Origin of the sequence: Rugamonas sp. DEMB1 (assembly GCF_029834475.1) — a bacterium.
Classification (GTDB): domain Bacteria; phylum Pseudomonadota; class Gammaproteobacteria; order Burkholderiales; family Burkholderiaceae_D; genus Rugamonas; species Rugamonas rubra.
On the sequence record NZ_CP122407.1, the window covers coordinates 1,889,508 to 1,908,135 of the forward strand.

Consider the following 18,628-nt stretch of genomic DNA (forward strand, 5'->3'; position numbering starts at 1 on the left):
TCGAGAATTCCAGTCGATCATTCCAGTCGATAACCATAGCGCGGCCCTGCCGCGCGCCGTCCACCGATGAGCCACCCAGCCGACCAACATAGTAGCGCAAACGCCTTCCGCCCGGACCTGGTGCGCTGGCGCCAGCTGGTCGCGCCGGTCTGGCTGGCCGCGCTCAACACCGGCATGCCGGTGGCGGCCGCGCCGCCGGCCGGCTGGCGCCTGTTCGAGGTGGGCTGCGGCGGCGCCGCGCTGTTCGAGCAGGCGCACATCCCCGGCGCCGGCTACATCGACACGGCCGAACTGGAGCAGGAGCCGCTGTGGAACAAGGTGTCCGACCAGGTGCTGCTGCGCCTGTTGCTGCGCCTTGGCGTGCGCCACGACGGCTGCGTCGTGTTGTACGGCCGCAGCACGTTGGCCGCCGCGCGCGCCGCCCACCTGCTGCTGTACGCCGGCGTGCGCGACGTGCGCCTGCTCGACGGCGGCTTCGCCCTGTGGCGCGCCGGCGGCCACGCCGTGCAGGCCGGGCCGCCGGCCCGCCACGACGCCGTGGCCGCCTTCGGCGCGCCGTTCCCGGCGCGGCCCGACTATCTGATCGATACCGTCGGCGCCAAGGCCTGTTGGCCGGCGGCGACGGCGCGCTGGTGAGTATTCGCAGTTGGAGTGAACATACTGGCAAGATTTCGGGGTATAGTTACATCGCGGCCCGGGGCGAGATCCCCGGCGCGCTGTGGGGCAGGGCGGGCGAGGACGGCGACGTCAACAGCATGAGCGCCTTCCACCTGGCCGACGGCCGCATGCGTCCGGCCGGCGAGATCCGCGAACAGTGGCGCCAGGCCGGCATCGTCGGCGCCGGCCGCACCGCCTTCTACTGCGGCACCGGCTGGCGCGCCTCGTTGGCGTTCTTCTACGCCTGGTTGATGGACTGGCAGGGCATCAGCGTCTACGACGGCGGCTGGTGCGAATGGAGCCGCGACCCGGCCAACCCGGTGCAGCGCCGCATCGAGACCGGCTGAAGCCGGCGCCACGGCGGCTGCTGGCGGCACGATCCGAATCGAGGGGAGAGACGATGGACGAAGTCAGCATCGATGAAGTCGGCATCGGCGCGGCGCCCGGCCTGGCCGGCGGCGAGCCGCAGCGGCGCGGGCGGGAGCGGGGACGCGAACCGGCGCGGCGGCCGTCGCGCCAGGTGGCCGACCTGCCGGGGCCGAAGGGCAGCCCCATCATGGGCAGCGCCAGGGCGATCAACTCGACCCGCTTCCACCGCGTGCTGGAGGACTGGGGCCGCGAGTTCGGCCCGCTGTACCGCTTCCGCATCCTCAACCGCACGGTGCTGGTGACGGCCGAGCGCGAGCTCATCGCCGCGCTGCTGCGCGACCGGCCCGAGGCGATGCGGCGCCCCTCGCGCACCGCCCGCATGCTCGAGGAGATGGGCACGCGCGGCCTGTTCACCGTCGAGGGCGAGGAGTGGCGGCGCCAGCGCAAGCTGGTGATGCGCGCCCTGACGCCCGAGGTGATCCACCGCTTCTTCCCGACGCTGGTGGCCTACACCGAGCGCCTGCGCCTGCGCTGGCAGGCGGCCGTCGCCGCCGGCCGCCCGGTCGACCTGGCGCGCGACCTGAAGGCCTACACCTTGGACGTCACCGTCGGCCTGGCGATGGGGCAGGGCCTCAACAGCCTGGAGCGCGAGGACAACCCGCTGCAGCGCGACATCGAATTCCTCTTCAAGCGCCTGGCGCGGCGGCTGACTTCTCCGATCGCCTACTGGCGCGTCGGCCTGCTCAAGCGCGCCGTCGACCGCGAGGCCGACGCCGCCTCGGCGCGCATCCGCCAGGCCATCCTCGGCTTCATCGCCGAGGCGCGCCGCCGCATGGCGCTCGATCCGGCGCTGCGGCAGAAGCCGTCGAACATGCTCGAGGCGCTGATCGCCGCCTGCGACGAGGACGGCTCCGGCTTCAGCGACGAGGTGGTGGTCGGCAACGCCGTGACCATGGTGTTCGCCGGCGAGGACACCACCTCCAACACCATGGCCTGGCTGATCGACTACCTGGCGCGCCAGCCGCGCGAGGCCGAGACGCTGGCCGCCGAGAGCGCGCGGGTGCTGGGCGCGGCGGCGGTGCTGGACGACTACCGCGGCCTCGAGCAGCTGCGCTACCTGGACGCGGCGACGCGCGAGGCGATGCGCCTGAAGCCGGTGGCGCCGATCATGGCGCTGCAGCCGAACCACGACATGGCGCTGGACGACGTCGCGGTGCCGGCCGGGACCATCATCTTCTGCCTGCTGCGCCACTGCGCCGAGCGCGGCGGCGAGTTCGAGCAGGCCGACCAGTTCCGCCCCGAGCGCTGGTTGGACGGCGCCGGCGGCGCCGGCGACGACCCGGCGCGCAAGCTGTTCCCCTTCGGCGGCGGGCCGCGCTTCTGCCCGGGGCGCTACCTGGCGATGGCCGAGATCAAGATGGCGATGGCCATGCTGGCGAAGAATTTCGTGCTCGAGCCGGTGCCGGGCGCGGCGCCGGCCGAGGAGACCTTCACCTTCACCATGACGCCCAGTTCGCTGCCGGTGCGGCTGCGCGCGCGCTGAGCGGTTTGCGCCATGTCGAAGCGGGCGCACGCGGCGCGGCGCGGCGCCTAAGCGCGCCGGAAAACATGCTAATCTAGGCCGGCCGCTGTCCCATCGGCGCGCTGTACCGTCCGCGTCGCCCGGCCGGCCGTCCACCCACCGACAGCAGAGGAAGCCATGCTCAAGAAAACCGCCATTGCCGTTGTCGTCTTGATCGCGCTGGTGTTGTTCGCCGCCGCGCTGCAGCCGAACAGCTACCGGGTCCAGCGCAGCGCCACCATCAAGGCGGCGCCGGAGAAGATCATGCCGCTGATCAGCGACTTCCACAACTGGACCACCTGGTCGCCGTGGGAGAGGCTCGACCCGGCGATGCGGCGCACCTTCAGCGGCGCGGCGCGCGAGCAGGGTGCCGTCTACGCCTGGGAGGGCAACGACAAGGTCGGCGCCGGCCGCATGGAGATCGTCGCGCTGACCGCGCCGACACGGGCGCAGATCAAGCTGGACTTCCTCAAGCCCTTCGAGTCGCACAACACCACCGAGTTCCTGCTGACGCCGCAGGGCGGGCAGACCGTGGTGACCTGGACCATGTCCGGCCCGGCCAGCTTCGTCACCAAGCTGATGGGGCTGGTGACCAGCATGGACAGCATGATCGGCAAGGACTTCGAGACCGGCCTGGCCAACATGAAGGTGGCGGCCGAGCAGTAGGCCGTTCAACCCAGCGGGGGAGGCGCGATGAAACCGAGTATCCGACTAGTGCTGTCGCTGCTGGCCCCGGCCCCGGCCTTGGCCTTGGCGCCGGCGGCCACGGCGGCGCCGCTGCGCGCCGACCACCCCATCATCGGCACCTGGCAGCTGACCCTGCCGGACGGCGCCTGCCGCGAGGTCTACCGCATGCACCCGGACGGCAGCAGCCTGGTCACCAGCGCGCAGGAGGTGGCCGAGTCCTCCTTCGAGATCGCCGACCAGCCCGACCCGCGCGGCTACTACAAGCAGGTCGACACCATCGTCAAGGACAACGGCAAGCGCGACTGCAGCGGCGAGATCACCCGGCCCGGCCACGTCAGCACCACCTACCTGCTGTTCCACCCCGGCGGCAACATGTTCCTGTCCTGCCTGGACCGCGAGGGCAAGCGCTGCATCGGCCCCTTCCTGCGCCTGCGCGGCGCCGAAACCTAGCCGGCGCCGGTGCCGGTGCCGCCGCCGGTGCCGATACCGCGCTCGCGGTAGGCGCCCGGGTTGACCCCGGCCCATTCGCGGAAGGCGTGGTTGAAGGCGCTCTGCTCCTGGTAGCCGAGCAGGAAGGCGATGTCGACCAGGCTCAGTCCCGGCTGGCGCAGATAGTCCTTGGCCAGCGCGAAGCGGGCCTGGTCGAGCACCTGCTGGAAGGTGGCGCCGGCCTCGCTCAGCTTGCGCTGCAGGGTGCGCGGCGACAGCTTCAACTCCTCGGCGATGGTGGCCAGGCGCACCTGGCCCTCGGCCAGCTTGCGCGCGATGGCGCCGCGCACTTGCACGCGGATGTCGGCGCCGGCGCGGGCGCGCAGCGCCAGCAGCTGTTCGGCGTGCTGCTGCAGCACCGGGTACAGGCTGACGTCGGCGTTGGGCACCGGCCAGGCCAGCAGCTGGGCGTCGAAAGTGGCGACGTTGGCCGGCGCGCCGAAGCGCGGCAGCGCGCCCAGCACGCGCAGGTATTCGGCGTCGCCGTCCGGGCCGGCGCCGGCGTGGCTCAGCTCCAGCTGCGCCGGCGGCAAGGTCAGGCCGGCCAGCCAGTTGCCGAACACGCGGATGCCGGCGAACACGCTGTCGGCCAGGTGGCGCTGGCCGGCGTCGTAGTGGCTGTGCCAGGTGTAGCGGGCCAGGCCGTCGGCCGTGTGCAGCGCCGAGCGGCCCAGGTCGTGGGCCAGCTGCTCGTAGCGCATGGTCTGCTCGAAGGCGTGGCCGAAGTCGCGGCAGCTCAACAAAATCAAACCGTAGACGCTGTAGGTGCCCAGCTTGAAGCGCTCGCCCACGTGCAGGCCGAAGTGGGCGTCGCCGGCCAGCCGCGCGCCGACTTCGAGCAGGCGCACGTAGTCGTCGGCCGGCAGCGTCTCGGGCAGCGGCCACAGCGCGCCGGCGGCCAGGCCGGCGCCGCGTTCCAGCTCGGCCGCCGGCACGCCGCGCGCGGCGGCCGCCTCCAGCAGCGGCAGCAGGTAGGAGCCGGCCACGCGGGCGGCGTGGCGCGGTTCAGGGGGCGGACTTGGCATGATCGAACAAGGCGAATGGCATGAATGCGCAATACCGGTGAGGGGTTGGGTCTTATCCTGTTGTCATCAATCGACAAGTGCGCGCCAGTATAGCAAGCGCGCCGCAACGCAAACAGGAAAACCATGAGACGCTGGAACGGCTGGGGTGACGACACGATAGAATTTGCGCTCGACGCGGACGCGCTGGGCTTTCTGGCAGGGCGCATCGGCAGCGGCACGGCGATTGCGGACGCCGCCTTCGAGCAGGCCTGCGCCCGCTTGCGGCCGTCGCGCCTGGCGCCGCAGCGGCTGATCGACACGGCCGCCGCCGTGCGCCTGCGCCACGCGCTGGGCCAGAGCCTGCCCGACTGGCTGCGCCTGCGCTACGGCGAGATCGACACGGCGCCCGACGGCGTCGCCTTCCCCGAAAGCGCGCAGGACGTGCGCGAGCTGCTGGCCTACGCCGCCGAACACGACGTGGCCCTGGTGCCGCACGGCGGCGGCACCAGCGTGGCCGGCCACCTGACGGCGCCGGGCGGCCCGCGCGCCGTGCTCAGCGTGAGCATGGTCCGCCTGTGCCAGATGCTCAGCCTGGACCGGCAGTCGCAGCTGGCCAGCTTCGGCGCCGGCGTCTTCGGCCCCGACCTGGAGGCGCAGCTGCGCGCCCACGGCTACACCCTGGGCCACTTCCCGCAGTCCTTCGAATACTCGACCCTGGGCGGCTGGATCGTCACCCGCTCGTCCGGCCAGCAGTCGCTGCGCTACGGCCGCATCGAGCAGATGTTCAAGGGCGGCTCGGTGGAGACGCCGGCCGGCCGGCTCGACCTGCCCACCTTCCCGGCCTCGGCCGCCGGCACCGACCTTCGCGAGATGGTGCTCGGCTCCGAGGGCCGGCTCGGCATCCTCACCGAGGCCACCGTGCGCATCACCCCGCTGGCCGAGTACGAGGCCTTCCACGCTGTCTTCTTCCCCGGCTGGGAGCAGGCCGAGGCGGCGGTGCGCGCGGTGGTGCAGGGCGGCCTGTCGCTGTCGATGCTGCGCCTGTCGAACCCGCTCGAGACCGTCACCATGCTGGCGCTGGCCGGCCACAAGGGCCTGATCGGCGCGCTCGAGACCTGGCTGTCCTGGCGCGGCTGCAAGGAGGGCAAGTGCATGTTGATGATCGGCGTGAGCGGCAAGAAGCGCGCCGCCAAAACCGCGCTGGCCGACGCGCTGGCGCTGGTGCGGCCGCACGGCGGCGTGCACATCGGCCGCAAGATGGGCGACAAGTGGAAGCAGAACCGCTTCCGCAACGTCTACCTGCGCAACGCCGCCTGGCAGCACGGCTACGCCATCGACACGGTGGAGACGGCGGTCGACTGGCCGCGCGTGCGCGGCATGATGCAGGCGGTCGAGGACGCCGCCGGCGCCGCCCTGGCCCAGCACGGCGAGAAGGTGCACACCTACACCCACCTGTCGCACCTGTACACGCAGGGCGCCAGCGTCTACACCACCTTCGTCTACCGCCTGGCGGGCGACTTCGAGCACGACCTGGCGCGCTGGCGCAGCCTCAAGTGCGCGGTCAGCATGGCCATCGTCGACCACGGCGGCACCATCAGCCACCAGCACGGCGTCGGCAGCGACCACGCGCCCTACCTGGAGGCGGAGAAGGGGCCGCTGGGCATAGGCGCCATGCGCGCCCTGTTCCGCCACTTCGACCCGCAGCAGATCATGAACCCCGGCAAACTACTGCCGGCCGAGAGCGAGGCGCCATGAACCCGCGCCTGAACGGGGGCGGCGGCGCCGACGGCGGCCGCGCCGAGCTGCCGGCGCTGCTGGCGCGCGACTGGGGCCTGCTGATCATCGGCGGCGGCATCACCGGCGCCGGCATCCTGCTGGAGGCGGCGCGGCGCGGCCTGAAGGCGCTGCTGGTCGAGCAGCGCGACTTCGCCTGGGGCACCTCGAGCCGCTCCTCCAAGCTGGTGCACGGCGGCCTGCGCTATCTGAAGGAGGGCAAGTTCGGCCTGACGCGCGAATCGGTGCGGGAGCGCGAGCACCTGCTGCGCGAGGCGGCCGGCCTGGTCGAACCGCAGAGCTTCGCCTTCGGCGACTACCGGGGCCGCAAGCCTGGCCGGCGCATGTTCCAGCTCGGCCTGGCGATTTACGATTTGATGGCCGGCCAGCGCGCCCGCCACCACTACAAGCGCGCCGACTTCCTCGCGCTGGCGCCCAACGTCGCCACCACCGACCTGGAAGGCGGCATGTGCTACGCCGACGCCAAAACCGACGACGCCCGCCTGGTGCTGCGCGTGCTGCACGAGGCCCAGCGCCACGGCGGCGTGGCCGTCAACTACCTGGCGGTCGACCAGCTGCTGCGCGCCGACGGCGCCGCCGCAGGCCTTGCCGGGCCTGCCGCCACGGCGGGCAAGGGCGGCGCCGTCTGCGGCGCGCGCCTGCGCGACGGCATCACCGAGGCGACCTACCAGGTGCGGGCCCGGCTGGTGGTCAGCGCCACCGGCGCCTGGGCCGACGGCCTGCGCGCCCAGGGCGGCGCCGAGCCGCGCCTGCGGCCGCTGCGCGGCAGCCATCTGGTGCTGCCGGCCTGGCGCCTGCCGCTGGCGCAGGCGGTCAGCCTGATGCACCCGGCCGACGGCCGCCCGGTGTTCGCCTTCCCCTGGGAGGGCGTGACCCTGGTCGGCACCACCGACGTGGACCACCGCGACAACATGGCGCACGAGGCGGCCATCACCCGCGCCGAGGTCGACTATTTGATGGCGGCGCTGCACGACCAGTTCCCCCAGTTGGCGCTGGTCGAGCGGGACATCATCGCCACCTACGCCGGCGTGCGGCCGGTGATCGACAGCGGCCAGAGCGACCCGTCCAAGGAGGGTCGCGAACACGCCCTGTGGCTGGAGAACGGCCTGCTCACCGTCACCGGCGGCAAGCTGACCACCTTCCGCGTGATCGCCCTCGACGCGCTGAAGAAGGCCGCGCCGCTGCTGCCCGGCTGGGACGCCGAACTGCAGCCGCAGCCGGTGTTCATCCAGCCGCCGCCGCTGCGCTACCACCGCCGCCTGTCGGTCAGCCAGGCGGCCCGGCTGCGCGGCCGCTACGGCCTGCAGGCGCAGGCGCTGGTCGACGCCGCCCACGACGGCGAGCTGGAGACCATCGCCGGCAGCGAGACCATCTGGGCGCAGCTGCGCTGGGCCGCGCGCGGCGAGGCGGTGCAAAAGCTGGAGGGCCTGCTGCTGCGCCGCACCCGCCTGGGCCTGCAGCTGCGCGGCGGCGGCGTCGAAGTGATGGCGCGGGTGCGCGCCATCTGCCAGCCCGAGCTGGGCTGGAGCGACGCGCGCTGGAGCGCCGAGCAGAACGCCTACCTGGCATTATGGAACAGCCACTACAGCCTGCCGGCGCCCTGACGCGCTTTGGCCAGCACGCCGCGCGCGACGATTGAACCCCTGCGGCGTCGAGCGAGGGTCAGACCCTAGGGTCTGACCCTGGATTGCCGCCGCCGGGTTCGGCGGCCGGCACAGAATCGGTGAACAACAACATGAACAATATGGCAGACCCAGAGCAGTACATTCTCTCCATCGACAACGGCACCCAGAGCGTGCGCGCGCTGCTGTTCGATTTGGACGGCAACCTCGCCGCCAAGGCGCAGGTGCATTTGGAGGCCTACTTCTCCGACCATCCCGGCTGGGCCGAGCACGACGCCGAGGGTTATTGGCAGGCCGTCTGCGAGGTCTGCCAGCGCCTGTGGAGCGTCACCGACATCCCCCGTTCCGCCGTCAAGGGCGTCGCCGTCACCACCCAGCGCGGAACGGTGGTCAACCTCGACAAGCACGGCAAGCCGCTGCGCCCGGCCATCACCTGGCTGGACCAGCGCCGCACCGACCAGGTGCCGCCGCTCAGCCCCTGGTGGCGCGCCGCCTTCAAGCTGGCGCGGGTCGACTCGACCATCGAGTTCTTCCGCCGCGAGGCGGAGATCAACTGGATCGCCGCCGAGCAGCCCGACATTTGGGCGCGCACCGACAAGTTCCTGCTGCTGTCCGGCTTTTTGAACTACCGCCTGTGCGAGCGCTTCGTCGACTCGATCGGCTCGCAGGTGGCCTATCTGCCCTTCGACTACAAGCACCACCGCTGGGCCGGGCCGCGCGACTGGAAGTGGCAGGCGCTGGCGATCAAGCCGAGCATGCTGCCCGAGCTGGTGGCGCCGGGCACGGTGATCGGCGCCATCACGGCCGCCGCCGCCGCCGCCACCGGCATCCCGCAGGGCACGCCGCTGGTGGCCGCCGCCGCCGACAAGGCCTGCGAAGTGATCGGCGCCGGCGCCACCGAGCCGCACATCGGCTGCCTGAGCTACGGCACCACGGCCACCGTCAACACCACGACCAAAAAATACGTCGAGGTGACGCCCTTCATTCCGCCATACCCGGCCGCCATCCCGGGCGCCTACAGCACCGAGGTGCAGATCTTCCGTGGCTACTGGATGGTCAACTGGTTCAAGGAGCAGTTCGGCCACCTGGAGCAGGCCGCCGCGCACCGCCACGGCGGCTCGCCGGAGGAGCTGTTCGACGGCCTGGTCGAGGACGTGCCGCCCGGCTCGATGGGGCTGATGCTGCAACCGTATTGGAGCCCCGGCATCCGCGTGCCGGGGCCGGAGGCCAAGGGCGCGATGATCGGCTTCGGCGACGTGCACACCCGCGCCCATATGTACCGGGCGATCCTGGAGGGACTGGCCTACGCGCTGCGCGAGGGCATGGAGCGCATCGAGAAGCGCGGCGGCGTCAAGGTGACCGAGCTGCGCGTGGCCGGCGGCGGCTCGCAAAGCGACGCGGCGATGCAGCTGACCGCCGACATCTTCGGCCTGCCGGCGGCGCGCGCCCACGTCTACGAGACCTCCGGCCTGGGCGCGGCGATCGCCGTGGCGGCTGGGCTGGGGTTGCACAAGGACTTCGATGCCGCCACCCGCGCCATGACGCGGCCGGGCCGGGTGTTCCTGCCCATCCCGGCCAACCAGGCGATCTACGAGCGGCTGTACCGCCGCGTGTACTTGAAGATGTACCAGCGGCTGCAACCGATGTACGCCGAAATCGCCGACATCACCGGCTATCCCGAGCGCCTGTGAGGAAGGTGGTTCAGCACTCCAACAAGCAAGAATCGGCGGCGACAGTCTAGAAGGGTCAGACCCTAGGGTCTGACCCTGGCTCTGCGCCATCAGCCCATCAAGGCCTGCACGGCGTCCAGGGCGGCGCTGTCCGGCTTGTTGGCGCGAACCTGGTTGCGGCCGCCCTCCTTGGCCACGTACATGGCGCGGTCGGCGGCGACGAACAGCGCCTCGGTGCTGTCGAACTGGTTCGGGTGGATGGTCGAGACGCCGATGCTGACGGTGATCCACGGCGAGGTCGGCGAGCGCGGATGCGGCAGTTGCAGCGCCTCGATGTGGGCGCGGATAGCCTCGGCCAGCAGATGGGCCGAGTCGGCGTCCGTCTCGGCGAACAGCAGCACGAACTCCTCGCCGCCGTAGCGCGCCGCCAGGTCGGTCGGCCGCAGCGCGTGCGAGGACACCGCCTGCGCCACCTGCGCCAGGCAGGCGTCGCCGGCCGGATGGCCCAGCGTGTCGTTGTACAGCTTGAAGTGGTCGACGTCGAGCACCACCAGCGACAAGGGCTGGCCGCTGCGCAGGGCGCGCTGCCATTCCTTCTCGAGGAAGCTGTCGAAATGGCGCCGGTTGGCGATCTTGGTCAGCGGGTCGACCATCGCCGCGCGCTGCAGCGCGTCTTCGGACAGCTTGTGGTGGGTGATGTCGTGCAGCAGGCCGATGAACAGCGGCTGGCGCAGGTACATTGGGGTCAGCGTCAGGTCCATGCACACCGAGCGGCCGTCGCAGTGGCGGATGATCACCTCGCGCGTGCCATGGCTGTGCGCCGTCTCCGGCGCGGCGCCGTAGCGTTCGAAGTAGTCGAGGTACTCGCGCGCCACCAGCGGATTGAGCAGCTCGCCGATCGAGCGGCCGGACAGCTCGCCCTCCCGGTAGCCGAGGTATTTGTCGCAGGCCGGGTTGGTGAACTGGATGCGGCCGTCCGCCTCGATGATCGGCAGGCCTCGGCCATGTTGTTGACGATGGTGCGCAGGCGCTCGGCCTGCTCGCCCTGGTTCTCGCTGCGGCTGCGGATCTGCAATTGGCTGCGCACCCGCGCGCTCACCTCGGCCAGGCGCAGCGGCTTGCTGATGTAGTCGACCGCGCCCAGGTCGAAGCCGGCGACGACGTCGTCGGCCTCGGTGCGGGCGCTCATGAAGACCACCGGGATGCCCTGGGTGGCGGCGTGGTTCTTCAACTGGCGGCAGGTCTCGAAGCCGTCCATGCCGGGCATGACCACGTCGAGCAGGATCAGGTCGGGTTGGACGCGGCGGGCGATCTGCAGCGCGCGCTCGCCGTTGCTGGCGACGAAGGTCTGGTAGCCCTGTTGGCTCATCAGCTTGCGCAGCACGGCGAGGTTGTCGGCGGCGTCGTCGACGATCAGGATGGTCGCTTCGCGCCGCGCCGCTAGCTCGGGTAGGGCGGGCGGCATCACCATGCGGCACCCCGCAGCGCGCCGACCGGCGGGCGTCGCAAGCCGGCGCGGCGGGGCCGGGCGGCGGGGCGGTCGGTGGCGATTTCGGTGTCTGCGGACAAAGGTTGGCCTGTCGATAAAAGTGACTGTCTGTCTAAATCATACCGCTTCGGGAAAGTGATTTGTAGAAAAACACCAAATGTTTTTTTGAGGAAATCTTCGAATTGCCGAATGATAGGTAGCTTTTCGACACTATTTACCATCTTCCTTGCGGCAGCAAGAGCGAGCCTGTAACTATCGGTAGCTAGTTTTGGGTATGAAATGGTTCAAAATTTCAACAGCCGGTGTTGTATTTTGGATGGTGGGAATCCGCCCCGTGGCGGCAATGCAAAGTGGGCGCACCAGGCGCCCACTCGGGATGTTGCGGCGCGCGGCCCGGCCGTCGGGCCGCGCCACGCGGGAAACCGGTTTAGATCTTGGCGGCGATCAGTTTGCCGAGGATCTCGATGCCGGTGCGGATGCGCTCCGGCGACACCGTCACGAACGACAGGCGCAGCGTGTTGGTTTCCGGCTCGTTGGCGTAGAACGGCGAACCCGGCACGAAGGCGACCTTGGCGGCGATGGCTTCGTCGAGCAGGGCCATGGCGTTGATGTGCTTGGGCAGGGTGACCCAGATGAACATGCCGCCCTCCGGCTTGGTCCAAGTGACGCTGGCCGGGAAGTGCTGGTCCATCGCGTCGAGCATGCACTGGCACTGGTCGCCGTACAGCGTGCGGATCTGCGGGATGTGGCGGTCGAGGAAGCCGTCCTTGATCACCTCGTGCACCACCATTTGCGTCAGCTGCGAGGTGTGCAGGTCGGCGGCCTGCTTGGCCAGCTCCAGACGGCGCACCAACGGCAGCGGGGCGACCACGTAGCCGAGGCGGATGCCCGGCGTCAGCACCTTGGAGAAGGAGCCCATGTAGATCACGCCGTCCGGGTTCATCGCCACCATCTTCGGCAGCGGCGCGCCCTTGTAGCTCAGGGCGCCGTAAGGGTCGTCCTCGATCAGCGGCAGGCCCAGGCGGGCGCAGGTTTCCACCAGCTGGTGGCGGCGCTCGAGCGACAGCGAGCGGCCGGTCGGGTTTTGGAAGTTCGGCAGCGCGTACAGCAGGCGCGCGCCCTGGGCCACCTTGTCGAGCGATTCGGGCACCAGGCCGTGCTCGTCGGTGTCGACCGAGACGAACTCCGGACGGTAGACCGAGAAGGCCTGCAGCGCGCCCAGGTAGGACGGCGTTTCGACCAGTACGCGGCTGCCTTCGTCGATCAGCACCTTGCCCAGCAGGTCGAGCGCCTGCTGCGAGCCGGAGGTCATCAGCACTTGTTCCGGCACGATCTTGACGCCGTTGGCCGACAGCGAGTCGGCGATCCATTGACGCAGCGGCAGGTAGCCGTCGGTCGGGCCGTACTGCAGCGCCACCTTGCCGGAGTTGGTCAGCACCTTGTCGAAGGCGATCTTCATCTCGTCGACCGGGAAGGTGGCCGGCGACGGCAGGCCGCCGGCGAAGGAGATGATCTCCGGCTGTTGGGTGATCTTCAGGATTTCGCGGATGAAGGAGCTTTGCAGCTGCTCGGCGCGTTCGGCGAAACGCCACTGCATCGGGTTTGGATTTTCAATTTTCATACATGTCTCACTGAGTAATTACCGGAGCCTGTGGGCCGGCCGGTCGATGAACAAGCGCGCTTGTGGCGGCCCTCGAAAGGGCGGCGCCACGGGTAGGTCGGCGCCGCCCGGTAAAGCAGAATTCCTTGTCGTCGCGGTGGCGGCCTTAGGCCGCGTCGGCCACTTCGACCACCAGGTCGATCTCGACGCAGCAGCCGAGCGGGATCTGCGCCACGCCGAAGGCGGCGCGGGCGTGCTTGCCGGCGTCGCCGAACACTTCGCCGAGCAGCTCGGAGGCGCCGTTGGTGACCAGGTGGTGCTCGGTGAAGTCGGCCGTGGAGTTGACCAGGCTGGTGAGCTTGACGATGCGTTTGACGCGGCCCAGGTCGCCGCCGACGGCTTCCTGCAGGGTGCCCATCAGCGCCACGGCGACGCCGCGCGCGGCGGCCTTGCCCTCGTCGACGCCGATGTTCTTGCCCAGTTGGCCGACCCACGGCGAGCCGTCTTCCTTGCGCGCGATATGGCCGGAGATGAACACCAGGTTGCCGCTCTGGACGTACATGACGTAGGCGGCCACCGGCGCGGCGGGCGCGCTCAGGGTGATATCGAGGGCTTTGAGTTTTTCGTAAACAGACATGTGGCGTCCCGGTTAGGTGTCGATTTCTCGACGAAGGTTGGTGTCGGTGCGCGACTGGCGCGGCAAGACCGATATTGTACGTCGTGCGGCTGGAGCTGCCCACAACAGGGCCGAAATCAAAATCCTGTATGGTGTTAAGGCCGTTTCACCTGCATTTTGCGGCCCAAGCCCACCACAATGATCACGGCGAGTGCAAAAAACAGGTTGTCCCATTCCAGCGTTTCGCCCAGCACCAGGCCGGCGCCGAGCAGCGACAGGAAGGGCTGCACCAGTTGCACCTGGCCGACGCGCGCCACGCCGCCCAGCGCCATGCCGCGATACCAGAAGAAAAAGCCGATGAACATCGAGAACACCGATACATAGGCGAAGCCGGCCCAGGCCCGCGCGCCGGCCCGCAGCATCGCCTCGGCCTGGCCCCAGCTGTGCCAGAGCAGCAGCGGCAGCAGCAGCGGCGCGGCCAGCAGCAGGGCCCAGCAGATCACCTGCTGGCCGCCCATGCGCTGCGCCAGCCGTCCGCCGGCGGCGTAGCCGGCCGCCGCCAGCAGCACGGCGGCGAACATCGCCAGGTCGGCCGCCTGCAGGCTGCCGCCACTCTGCCGCAGGGCGAAGCCGACCACCAGCGCGCTGCCCAGCAGCGACATGGCCCAGAAGCCGCCCGAGGGCCGTTCGTGCCCTCCCAGCGCGGCGCAGGCGGCGGTGGCCAGCGGCAGCACGCCGACCAGCACGGCGCCGTGGGCGGCCGGCAGGGTGCGCATGGCGATCGAGGTGAGCCAGGGGAAGCCGATGATGCAGCCGCCCGCCACCAGCGCCAGCGCCGGCAGCGCGTCGCGCGGCGGCAGCGGGGCGCGGCGCCAGGCCAGCCAGGCCGCCGCCAGCACGGCCGCCACCAGGGCGCGGCCGAGGGCGACGAACAGCGGGTCCAGGCCGGCCACCGCCATGCGGGTGAAGGGCAGCGTCAGGCTGAAGATGGCCACGCCGGCCAGGCCGAGCAGCATGCCGCGTGTTTCGTCGGACAGGCCGGCGTGGGCCACCGGGGGCAGGGTGCCCGGCGGCGCGGCGGGCGCGCGGGCGGCGAGTTTGGCGGCGGCGGTGGGCTGGTGCATGGGGCGCTCTTTCCGGGTGGCTTTGTGTAGGGGTTGGGTGTATCCTAAATGACAAAACCAGTACAGTACCAGTACACATCCGAACATAATTCACTATGCTGTAACGGTAAAATGACCAATACACAAACCACTGCATCGCCGGCGCGCGCCGGCAAGGCCCAGCCGACCGCGCTGGTGGCGCTGCTGTCGCGCGAATCGGGCGAGTCGCTGATCGACCAGATCGTCCGCTCTGTGGCGGCGCGCATCGACGACCGCGTGCTGCGCGGCGGCGCCCGCATGCCGTCGATCCGCCAGTTCGCCGGCGCCCAGGGCGTGTCCTGCTTCACCGTGGTGGCCAGCTACGACAAGCTGGTGGCGCGCGGCTATCTGGAGTCGCGCCGTGGCGCCGGCTTCTACGTGCGCGAGCGCTCGCCGCTGAACGCCGACCAGCGCTCCGCCGCCGGGGCGGTTGAGGCGGCGCCGGCCTGGCCGGACGCCGACGCCGGCAAGGCCATCGACGTGGTCTGGCTGATCCGCAACATGTTCCGCCAGACGCCCTACCAGCAGATGCCCGGCTCCGGCGTGCTGCCCAACGAGTGGCTGGACGGCCAGACGGTGGCCAACGCGCTGCGCGCGGTGGGCCGGCAGAACCCCAACCTGCTGCTCAGCTACGGCCTGCCGCAGGGCTTCCTGCCGCTGCGCCAGCAGCTGCAGCAGAAACTGGCCGAGCTGGAGATCGTCGCCGCGCCCGAGCAGATCGTCACCACCGCCGGCGTGACCCAGGCGCTGGACCTGGTGGCGCGCGAGTTCACCCGCCCCGGCGACACCATCTTCGTCGACGACCCGGCCTGGTTCCTGATGTTCGGCTCCTTCGCCGCGCTGGGCGCCAAGGTGGTCGGCATCCCGCGCCTGGGCGACGGGCCGGACATCGCCCGCCTGGCCGAGCTGGCCGCGCTGCACCAGCCCAAGCTGTACGTCATCAACTCGGTGCTGCACAACCCCAGCTCGACCTCGCTGTCGGCGGCCAAGGCCTTCCAGGTGCTGCGCCTGGCCGAGCAGCACGGCTTCACCATCGTCGAGGACGACATCTACTGCGACCTGCACCCCGGCAGCGCGGTGCAGCCGGCCACCCGCCTGGCCGCGCTCGACCAGCTGCAGCGGGTGATCTACCTGGGCGGCTTCTCCAAGACCATGGCGGCCAACCTGCGGGTCGGCTACATCGCCACCTCGCGCCAGTGGGCCGAGCGGCTGGCCGACCGCAAGATGCTGTCGACGCTGACCACCAGCGACATCGGCGAGCGGGTGGTCTACAAGGTGCTGTCCGAGGGCTCCTACCGCAAGCACGCCGACCGCATGCGCCTGCGCCTGGACGCGGTGCGCGCCAAGACGGTGCGGCAGATGGAGCGGGTCGGCCTGACGGTCGACATCGTCAGCCCGGCCGGCATGTTCGTCTGGGCCGACGCCGGCCGCGACACCAACGCCCTGGCCGAGCGGGCCATGGCCGAGGGCCTGCTGCTGGCGCCGGGCAGCCTGTTCTCGCCCAAGCAGCTGGCCTCGACGCGGATGCGGCTGAACGTGGCGGCGATGCAGGACCCGGCCATCTGGCGCTTCCTCGAGCGCGAGCTGGGGCGCTGAGCCGGGCCGCCGGTTGGGCCGCCGGCCGGGCCGCCAGCCGGGCCGCCGGCGGCGGCGCCTCGCCAAGCCTTGAAATCGGCCATATAATCCCCACTTTTGGAAAATCCGCGCAACAAACCCCGTATCAACACAGACTAATTAGAGGTAAAAATGGCCGACAACAAGCAAACCCTGGGTTTTCAAGCTGAAGTCAAACAGCTGCTGCAACTGATGATCCACTCGCTGTACTCGAACAAGGAGATTTTCCTGCGCGAGCTGATCTCGAACGCCTCCGACGCGTCCGACAAGCTGCGCTTCGAGGCGATCAACAACGACGCCCTGTACGGCAACGACCACGAACTGAAGATCAAGGTCAGCTTCGACAAGGAAGCGCGCACCATCACCATCTCCGACAACGGCATCGGCATGAGCCGCGACGAGGCCATTTCGCACCTGGGCACCATCGCCAAGTCGGGCACCAAGGAATTCTTCGGCAAGCTGTCGGGCGACCAGCAGCAGGACGCCGCGCTGATCGGCCAGTTCGGCGTGGGCTTCTACTCCGGCTTCATCGTCGCCGACAAGATCACCGTCGAAACGCGCCGCGCCGGCGCCGCCGCCAACGAGGGCGTGCGCTGGGAATCGGCCGGCGAGGGCGACTACAGCGTCGAACAGATCGAAAAAACCTCGCGCGGCAGCGACATCATCCTGCACCTGCGCGAAGGCGAGGACGAGCTGCTGTCGAGCTGGAAGATCAAATCCATCATCCGCAAGTACTCCGACCACATCTCGCTGCCGATCGTCATGGCCAAGGAGGAGTGGGACGACGAGAAGAAGGAAACCGTCGTCAAGGACGAGCTGGAAACCATCAACCAGGCCAGCGCGCTGTGGGCCCGCAACAAGTCCGACATCACGCCGGAACAGTACGACGAGTTCTACAAGCACGTCTCGCACGACTTCCAGTCGCCGCTGACGCACACCCACAACCGCGTCGAGGGCCGCAGCGAGTACACCCAGCTGCTGTACATCCCGAGCAAGGCGCCGTTCGACCTGTGGGACCGCAACAAGCGCGGCGGCATCAAGCTGTACGTCAAGCGCGTCTTCATCATGGACGACGCCGAGCAGCTGATGCCGGCCTACCTGCGCATGGTCAAGGGCGTGATCGACTCGGCCGACCTGCCGCTGAACGTCTCGCGCGAAATCCTGCAGGAGTCGCGCGACGTCAAGGTGATCCGCGAGGGTTCGACCAAGCGCGTCATCGGCATGCTGGAGGAGCTGGCTAACGCCGACGAGCAGGACAAGAAGGACAAGTACGCCACCTTCTGGAAGGAGTTCGGCCAGGTGCTGAAAGAGGGCATCGGCGAGGACGCCGGCAACAAGGAGCGTCTGGCCAAGCTGCTGCGCTTCGCCTCGACCGCCAACGACAACGACGAGCAGAACGTCTCGTTCGAGCAGTACGTGGCGCGCCTGAAGGACGGCCAGGACAAGATCTACTACGTCACGGCGGACAACTACACCGCCGCCAAGAACAGCCCGCACCTGGAGATCTTCCGCAAGAAAGGCGTTGAAGTGCTGCTGCTGACCGACCGCGTCGACGAGTGGATGCTGTCCTTCCTGCAGGACTTCGAGGGCAAGGAACTGGTCTCGGTGGCCAAGGGCGGCCTGGACCTGGGCAAGCTGGAGGACGAGGCCGAGAAGAAGGAGCACCAAGAGACCGAGACCTCCTACCAGGACCTGGTCGGCAAGATGAAGGAAGCGCTGGCCGACAAGGCCAAGGACGTGCGCGTCACCTTCCGTCTGACCGATTCGCCGGCCTGCCTGGTGGCCGACGAGAACGAGTTGTCCGGCAACCTGCTGCGCATGTTGAAGGCGGCCGGCCAGAACGCGCCGGACTCCAAGCCCATCCTGGAGATCAACCCGAACCACCCGCTGGTGACGCGCCTGAAGTACCAGGACGCCGGCAGCCAGTTCAACGACTGGGCCCACATCCTGTTCGACCAGGCCATGCTGGCCGAGGGCGGTTCGCTGAGCGATCCGGCCACCTTCGTCAAGCGCCTCAACGAGATGCTGCTGGCCGGCGCCGGCAAGTAAGCGACCCTCGGGTAGCAAAAAAAGCCTCTTCGGAGGCTTTTTTTTCGCCCGGCGCCGGCGTCGGCGCGCCGCGTCTTAAATTTACAACAATAATGCGAAATAAATAAATATATTGTTTTGGTAATATTCATATGATATTTTTCAATGCAATTGAGGTAAAGCAAAGGTAAGCGGCGGACCTAAGCGGCCTGCGGTTTGCCTTCCTGGGCTGGCGCCCCCACCGGGGCGCAGTGCGAACAAGGCAACGATGTCCTTGTTGCGGGAA

15 protein-coding genes and 1 pseudogene are annotated in these 18,628 nt (G+C 69.4%); 10 read left to right on the plus strand and 6 right to left on the minus strand.

The genetic code is table 11. From position 1 onward, the window contains the following. Positions 1 to 66 precede the first annotated feature (66 nt). The 5 genes from QC826_RS08645 (at position 67) to QC826_RS08665 (ending at position 3,724) form a co-directional block, all read left to right on the plus strand. On the plus strand, positions 67 to 636 hold the full coding sequence (locus QC826_RS08645; RefSeq protein ID WP_279765215.1) for a rhodanese-like domain-containing protein: 570 nt from the start codon (positions 67 to 69) through the stop codon (positions 634 to 636). Continuing rightward, positions 633 to 1,004 carry a sulfurtransferase gene (locus QC826_RS08650; protein ID WP_279765216.1) on the plus strand — a complete coding sequence of 124 codons (372 nt, stop codon included), beginning with the start codon at positions 633 to 635 and terminating at the stop codon, positions 1,002 to 1,004. The genes QC826_RS08645 and QC826_RS08650 overlap by 4 nt, the downstream gene beginning before the upstream one ends. Positions 1,005 to 1,057: 53 nt before the next feature. Further along, positions 1,058 to 2,569 carry a cytochrome P450 gene (locus QC826_RS08655; protein WP_279765217.1) on the plus strand — a complete coding sequence of 504 codons (1,512 nt, stop codon included), beginning with the start codon at positions 1,058 to 1,060 and terminating at the stop codon, positions 2,567 to 2,569. 156 nt (positions 2,570 to 2,725) lie between these two features. After that, the gene (locus QC826_RS08660) at positions 2,726 to 3,253 is read left to right on the plus strand and encodes an SRPBCC family protein (protein WP_279765218.1); all 528 of its coding nucleotides are present in this window, start codon (positions 2,726 to 2,728) and stop codon (positions 3,251 to 3,253) included. A 27-nt stretch (positions 3,254 to 3,280) separates the two neighbouring features. Then, positions 3,281 to 3,724, plus strand: a complete 444-nt coding sequence (locus QC826_RS08665) for a hypothetical protein (protein ID WP_279765219.1) — start codon at positions 3,281 to 3,283, stop codon at positions 3,722 to 3,724. Here QC826_RS08665 and QC826_RS08670 read toward each other — a convergent pair. After that, complete coding sequence (locus QC826_RS08670) at positions 3,721 to 4,788, minus strand: AraC family transcriptional regulator (protein ID WP_279765221.1); 1,068 nt, start codon at positions 4,786 to 4,788, stop codon at positions 3,721 to 3,723. The genes QC826_RS08665 and QC826_RS08670 overlap by 4 nt on opposite strands. Before the next feature lie 123 nt (positions 4,789 to 4,911). On the opposite strand from QC826_RS08670, the gene QC826_RS08675 reads away from it, so the two are divergent. The 3 genes from QC826_RS08675 to QC826_RS08685 all read left to right on the plus strand — a co-directional run bounded on the left by QC826_RS08675 (position 4,912) and on the right by QC826_RS08685 (position 9,874). After that, positions 4,912 to 6,522, plus strand: a complete 1,611-nt coding sequence (locus tag QC826_RS08675) for an FAD-binding oxidoreductase (RefSeq protein ID WP_279765222.1) — start codon at positions 4,912 to 4,914, stop codon at positions 6,520 to 6,522. After that, positions 6,519 to 8,165: a glycerol-3-phosphate dehydrogenase/oxidase gene (locus QC826_RS08680; RefSeq protein ID WP_279765223.1), complete on the plus strand. Its 1,647-nt coding sequence runs from the start codon at positions 6,519 to 6,521 to the stop codon at positions 8,163 to 8,165. The genes QC826_RS08675 and QC826_RS08680 overlap by 4 nt, the downstream gene beginning before the upstream one ends. Positions 8,166 to 8,305: 140 nt before the next feature. Then, a complete protein-coding gene (locus tag QC826_RS08685) occupies positions 8,306 to 9,874 on the plus strand; it encodes an FGGY-family carbohydrate kinase (protein WP_279765224.1) in 1,569 nt (522 codons plus the stop codon). 89 nt (positions 9,875 to 9,963) lie between these two features. On the opposite strand, the gene QC826_RS08690 is transcribed toward QC826_RS08685, so the two are convergent. The 5 genes and pseudogenes from QC826_RS08690 to QC826_RS08705 all read right to left on the minus strand — a co-directional run bounded on the left by QC826_RS08690 (position 9,964) and on the right by QC826_RS08705 (position 14,574). Continuing rightward, complete coding sequence (locus QC826_RS08690) at positions 9,964 to 11,094, minus strand: diguanylate cyclase domain-containing protein (protein WP_409567863.1); 1,131 nt, start codon at positions 11,092 to 11,094, stop codon at positions 9,964 to 9,966. Continuing rightward, positions 10,998 to 11,324, minus strand: a pseudogene (locus QC826_RS31560) (response regulator); the annotation flags it as partial. The gene QC826_RS08690 and the pseudogene QC826_RS31560, both read right to left, overlap by 97 nt. 445 nt (positions 11,325 to 11,769) lie before the next feature. After that, positions 11,770 to 12,963 (minus strand): PLP-dependent aminotransferase family protein, encoded by a 1,194-nt coding sequence (locus QC826_RS08695; protein ID WP_279765225.1) that lies wholly within the window; start codon positions 12,961 to 12,963, stop codon positions 11,770 to 11,772. A 145-nt stretch (positions 12,964 to 13,108) separates the two neighbouring features. Then, positions 13,109 to 13,579: a RidA family protein gene (locus QC826_RS08700; RefSeq protein WP_279765226.1), complete on the minus strand. Its 471-nt coding sequence runs from the start codon at positions 13,577 to 13,579 to the stop codon at positions 13,109 to 13,111. Positions 13,580 to 13,713: 134 nt separating this feature from the next. Continuing rightward, positions 13,714 to 14,574 carry a DMT family transporter gene (locus QC826_RS08705; RefSeq protein WP_279766421.1) on the minus strand — a complete coding sequence of 287 codons (861 nt, stop codon included), beginning with the start codon at positions 14,572 to 14,574 and terminating at the stop codon, positions 13,714 to 13,716. Positions 14,575 to 14,793: 219 nt separating this feature from the next. Here QC826_RS08705 and QC826_RS08710 point away from each other — a divergent pair, with 219 nt between their 5' ends. Continuing rightward, positions 14,794 to 16,296, plus strand: coding sequence for a PLP-dependent aminotransferase family protein (locus QC826_RS08710; RefSeq protein ID WP_279765227.1), 1,503 nt, complete (start codon positions 14,794 to 14,796; stop codon positions 16,294 to 16,296). 150 nt (positions 16,297 to 16,446) lie between these two features. Beyond that, positions 16,447 to 18,363, plus strand: coding sequence for a molecular chaperone HtpG (htpG, locus tag QC826_RS08715; RefSeq protein ID WP_279765228.1), 1,917 nt, complete (start codon positions 16,447 to 16,449; stop codon positions 18,361 to 18,363). The last annotated feature ends 265 nt before the right edge of the window (positions 18,364 to 18,628 follow it).

Bases quoted from the DNA above. Each gene is read 5' to 3' on its own strand.
- QC826_RS08680 (WP_279765223.1), top strand. From the start codon at position 6,519: ATGAACCCGCGCCTGAACGGGGGCGGCGGCGCCGACGGCGGCCGCGCC.
- QC826_RS08685 (WP_279765224.1), top strand. From the start codon at position 8,306: ATGGCAGACCCAGAGCAGTACATTCTCTCCATCGACAACGGCACCCAG.
- QC826_RS08665 (WP_279765219.1), top strand. From the start codon at position 3,281: ATGAAACCGAGTATCCGACTAGTGCTGTCGCTGCTGGCCCCGGCCCCG.
- QC826_RS08700 (WP_279765226.1), bottom strand. From the start codon at position 13,579: ATGTCTGTTTACGAAAAACTCAAAGCCCTCGATATCACCCTGAGCGCG.
- QC826_RS08670 (WP_279765221.1), bottom strand. From the start codon at position 4,788: ATGCCAAGTCCGCCCCCTGAACCGCGCCACGCCGCCCGCGTGGCCGGC.
- QC826_RS08705 (WP_279766421.1), bottom strand. From the start codon at position 14,574: ATGCTGCTCGGCCTGGCCGGCGTGGCCATCTTCAGCCTGACGCTGCCC.
- htpG (WP_279765228.1), top strand. From the start codon at position 16,447: ATGGCCGACAACAAGCAAACCCTGGGTTTTCAAGCTGAAGTCAAACAG.
- QC826_RS08655 (WP_279765217.1), top strand. From the start codon at position 1,058: ATGGACGAAGTCAGCATCGATGAAGTCGGCATCGGCGCGGCGCCCGGC.
- QC826_RS08675 (WP_279765222.1), top strand. From the start codon at position 4,912: ATGAGACGCTGGAACGGCTGGGGTGACGACACGATAGAATTTGCGCTC.
- QC826_RS08710 (WP_279765227.1), top strand. From the start codon at position 14,794: ATGACCAATACACAAACCACTGCATCGCCGGCGCGCGCCGGCAAGGCC.
- QC826_RS08695 (WP_279765225.1), bottom strand. From the start codon at position 12,963: ATGAAAATTGAAAATCCAAACCCGATGCAGTGGCGTTTCGCCGAACGC.
- QC826_RS08645 (WP_279765215.1), top strand. From the start codon at position 67: ATGAGCCACCCAGCCGACCAACATAGTAGCGCAAACGCCTTCCGCCCG.
- QC826_RS08660 (WP_279765218.1), top strand. From the start codon at position 2,726: ATGCTCAAGAAAACCGCCATTGCCGTTGTCGTCTTGATCGCGCTGGTG.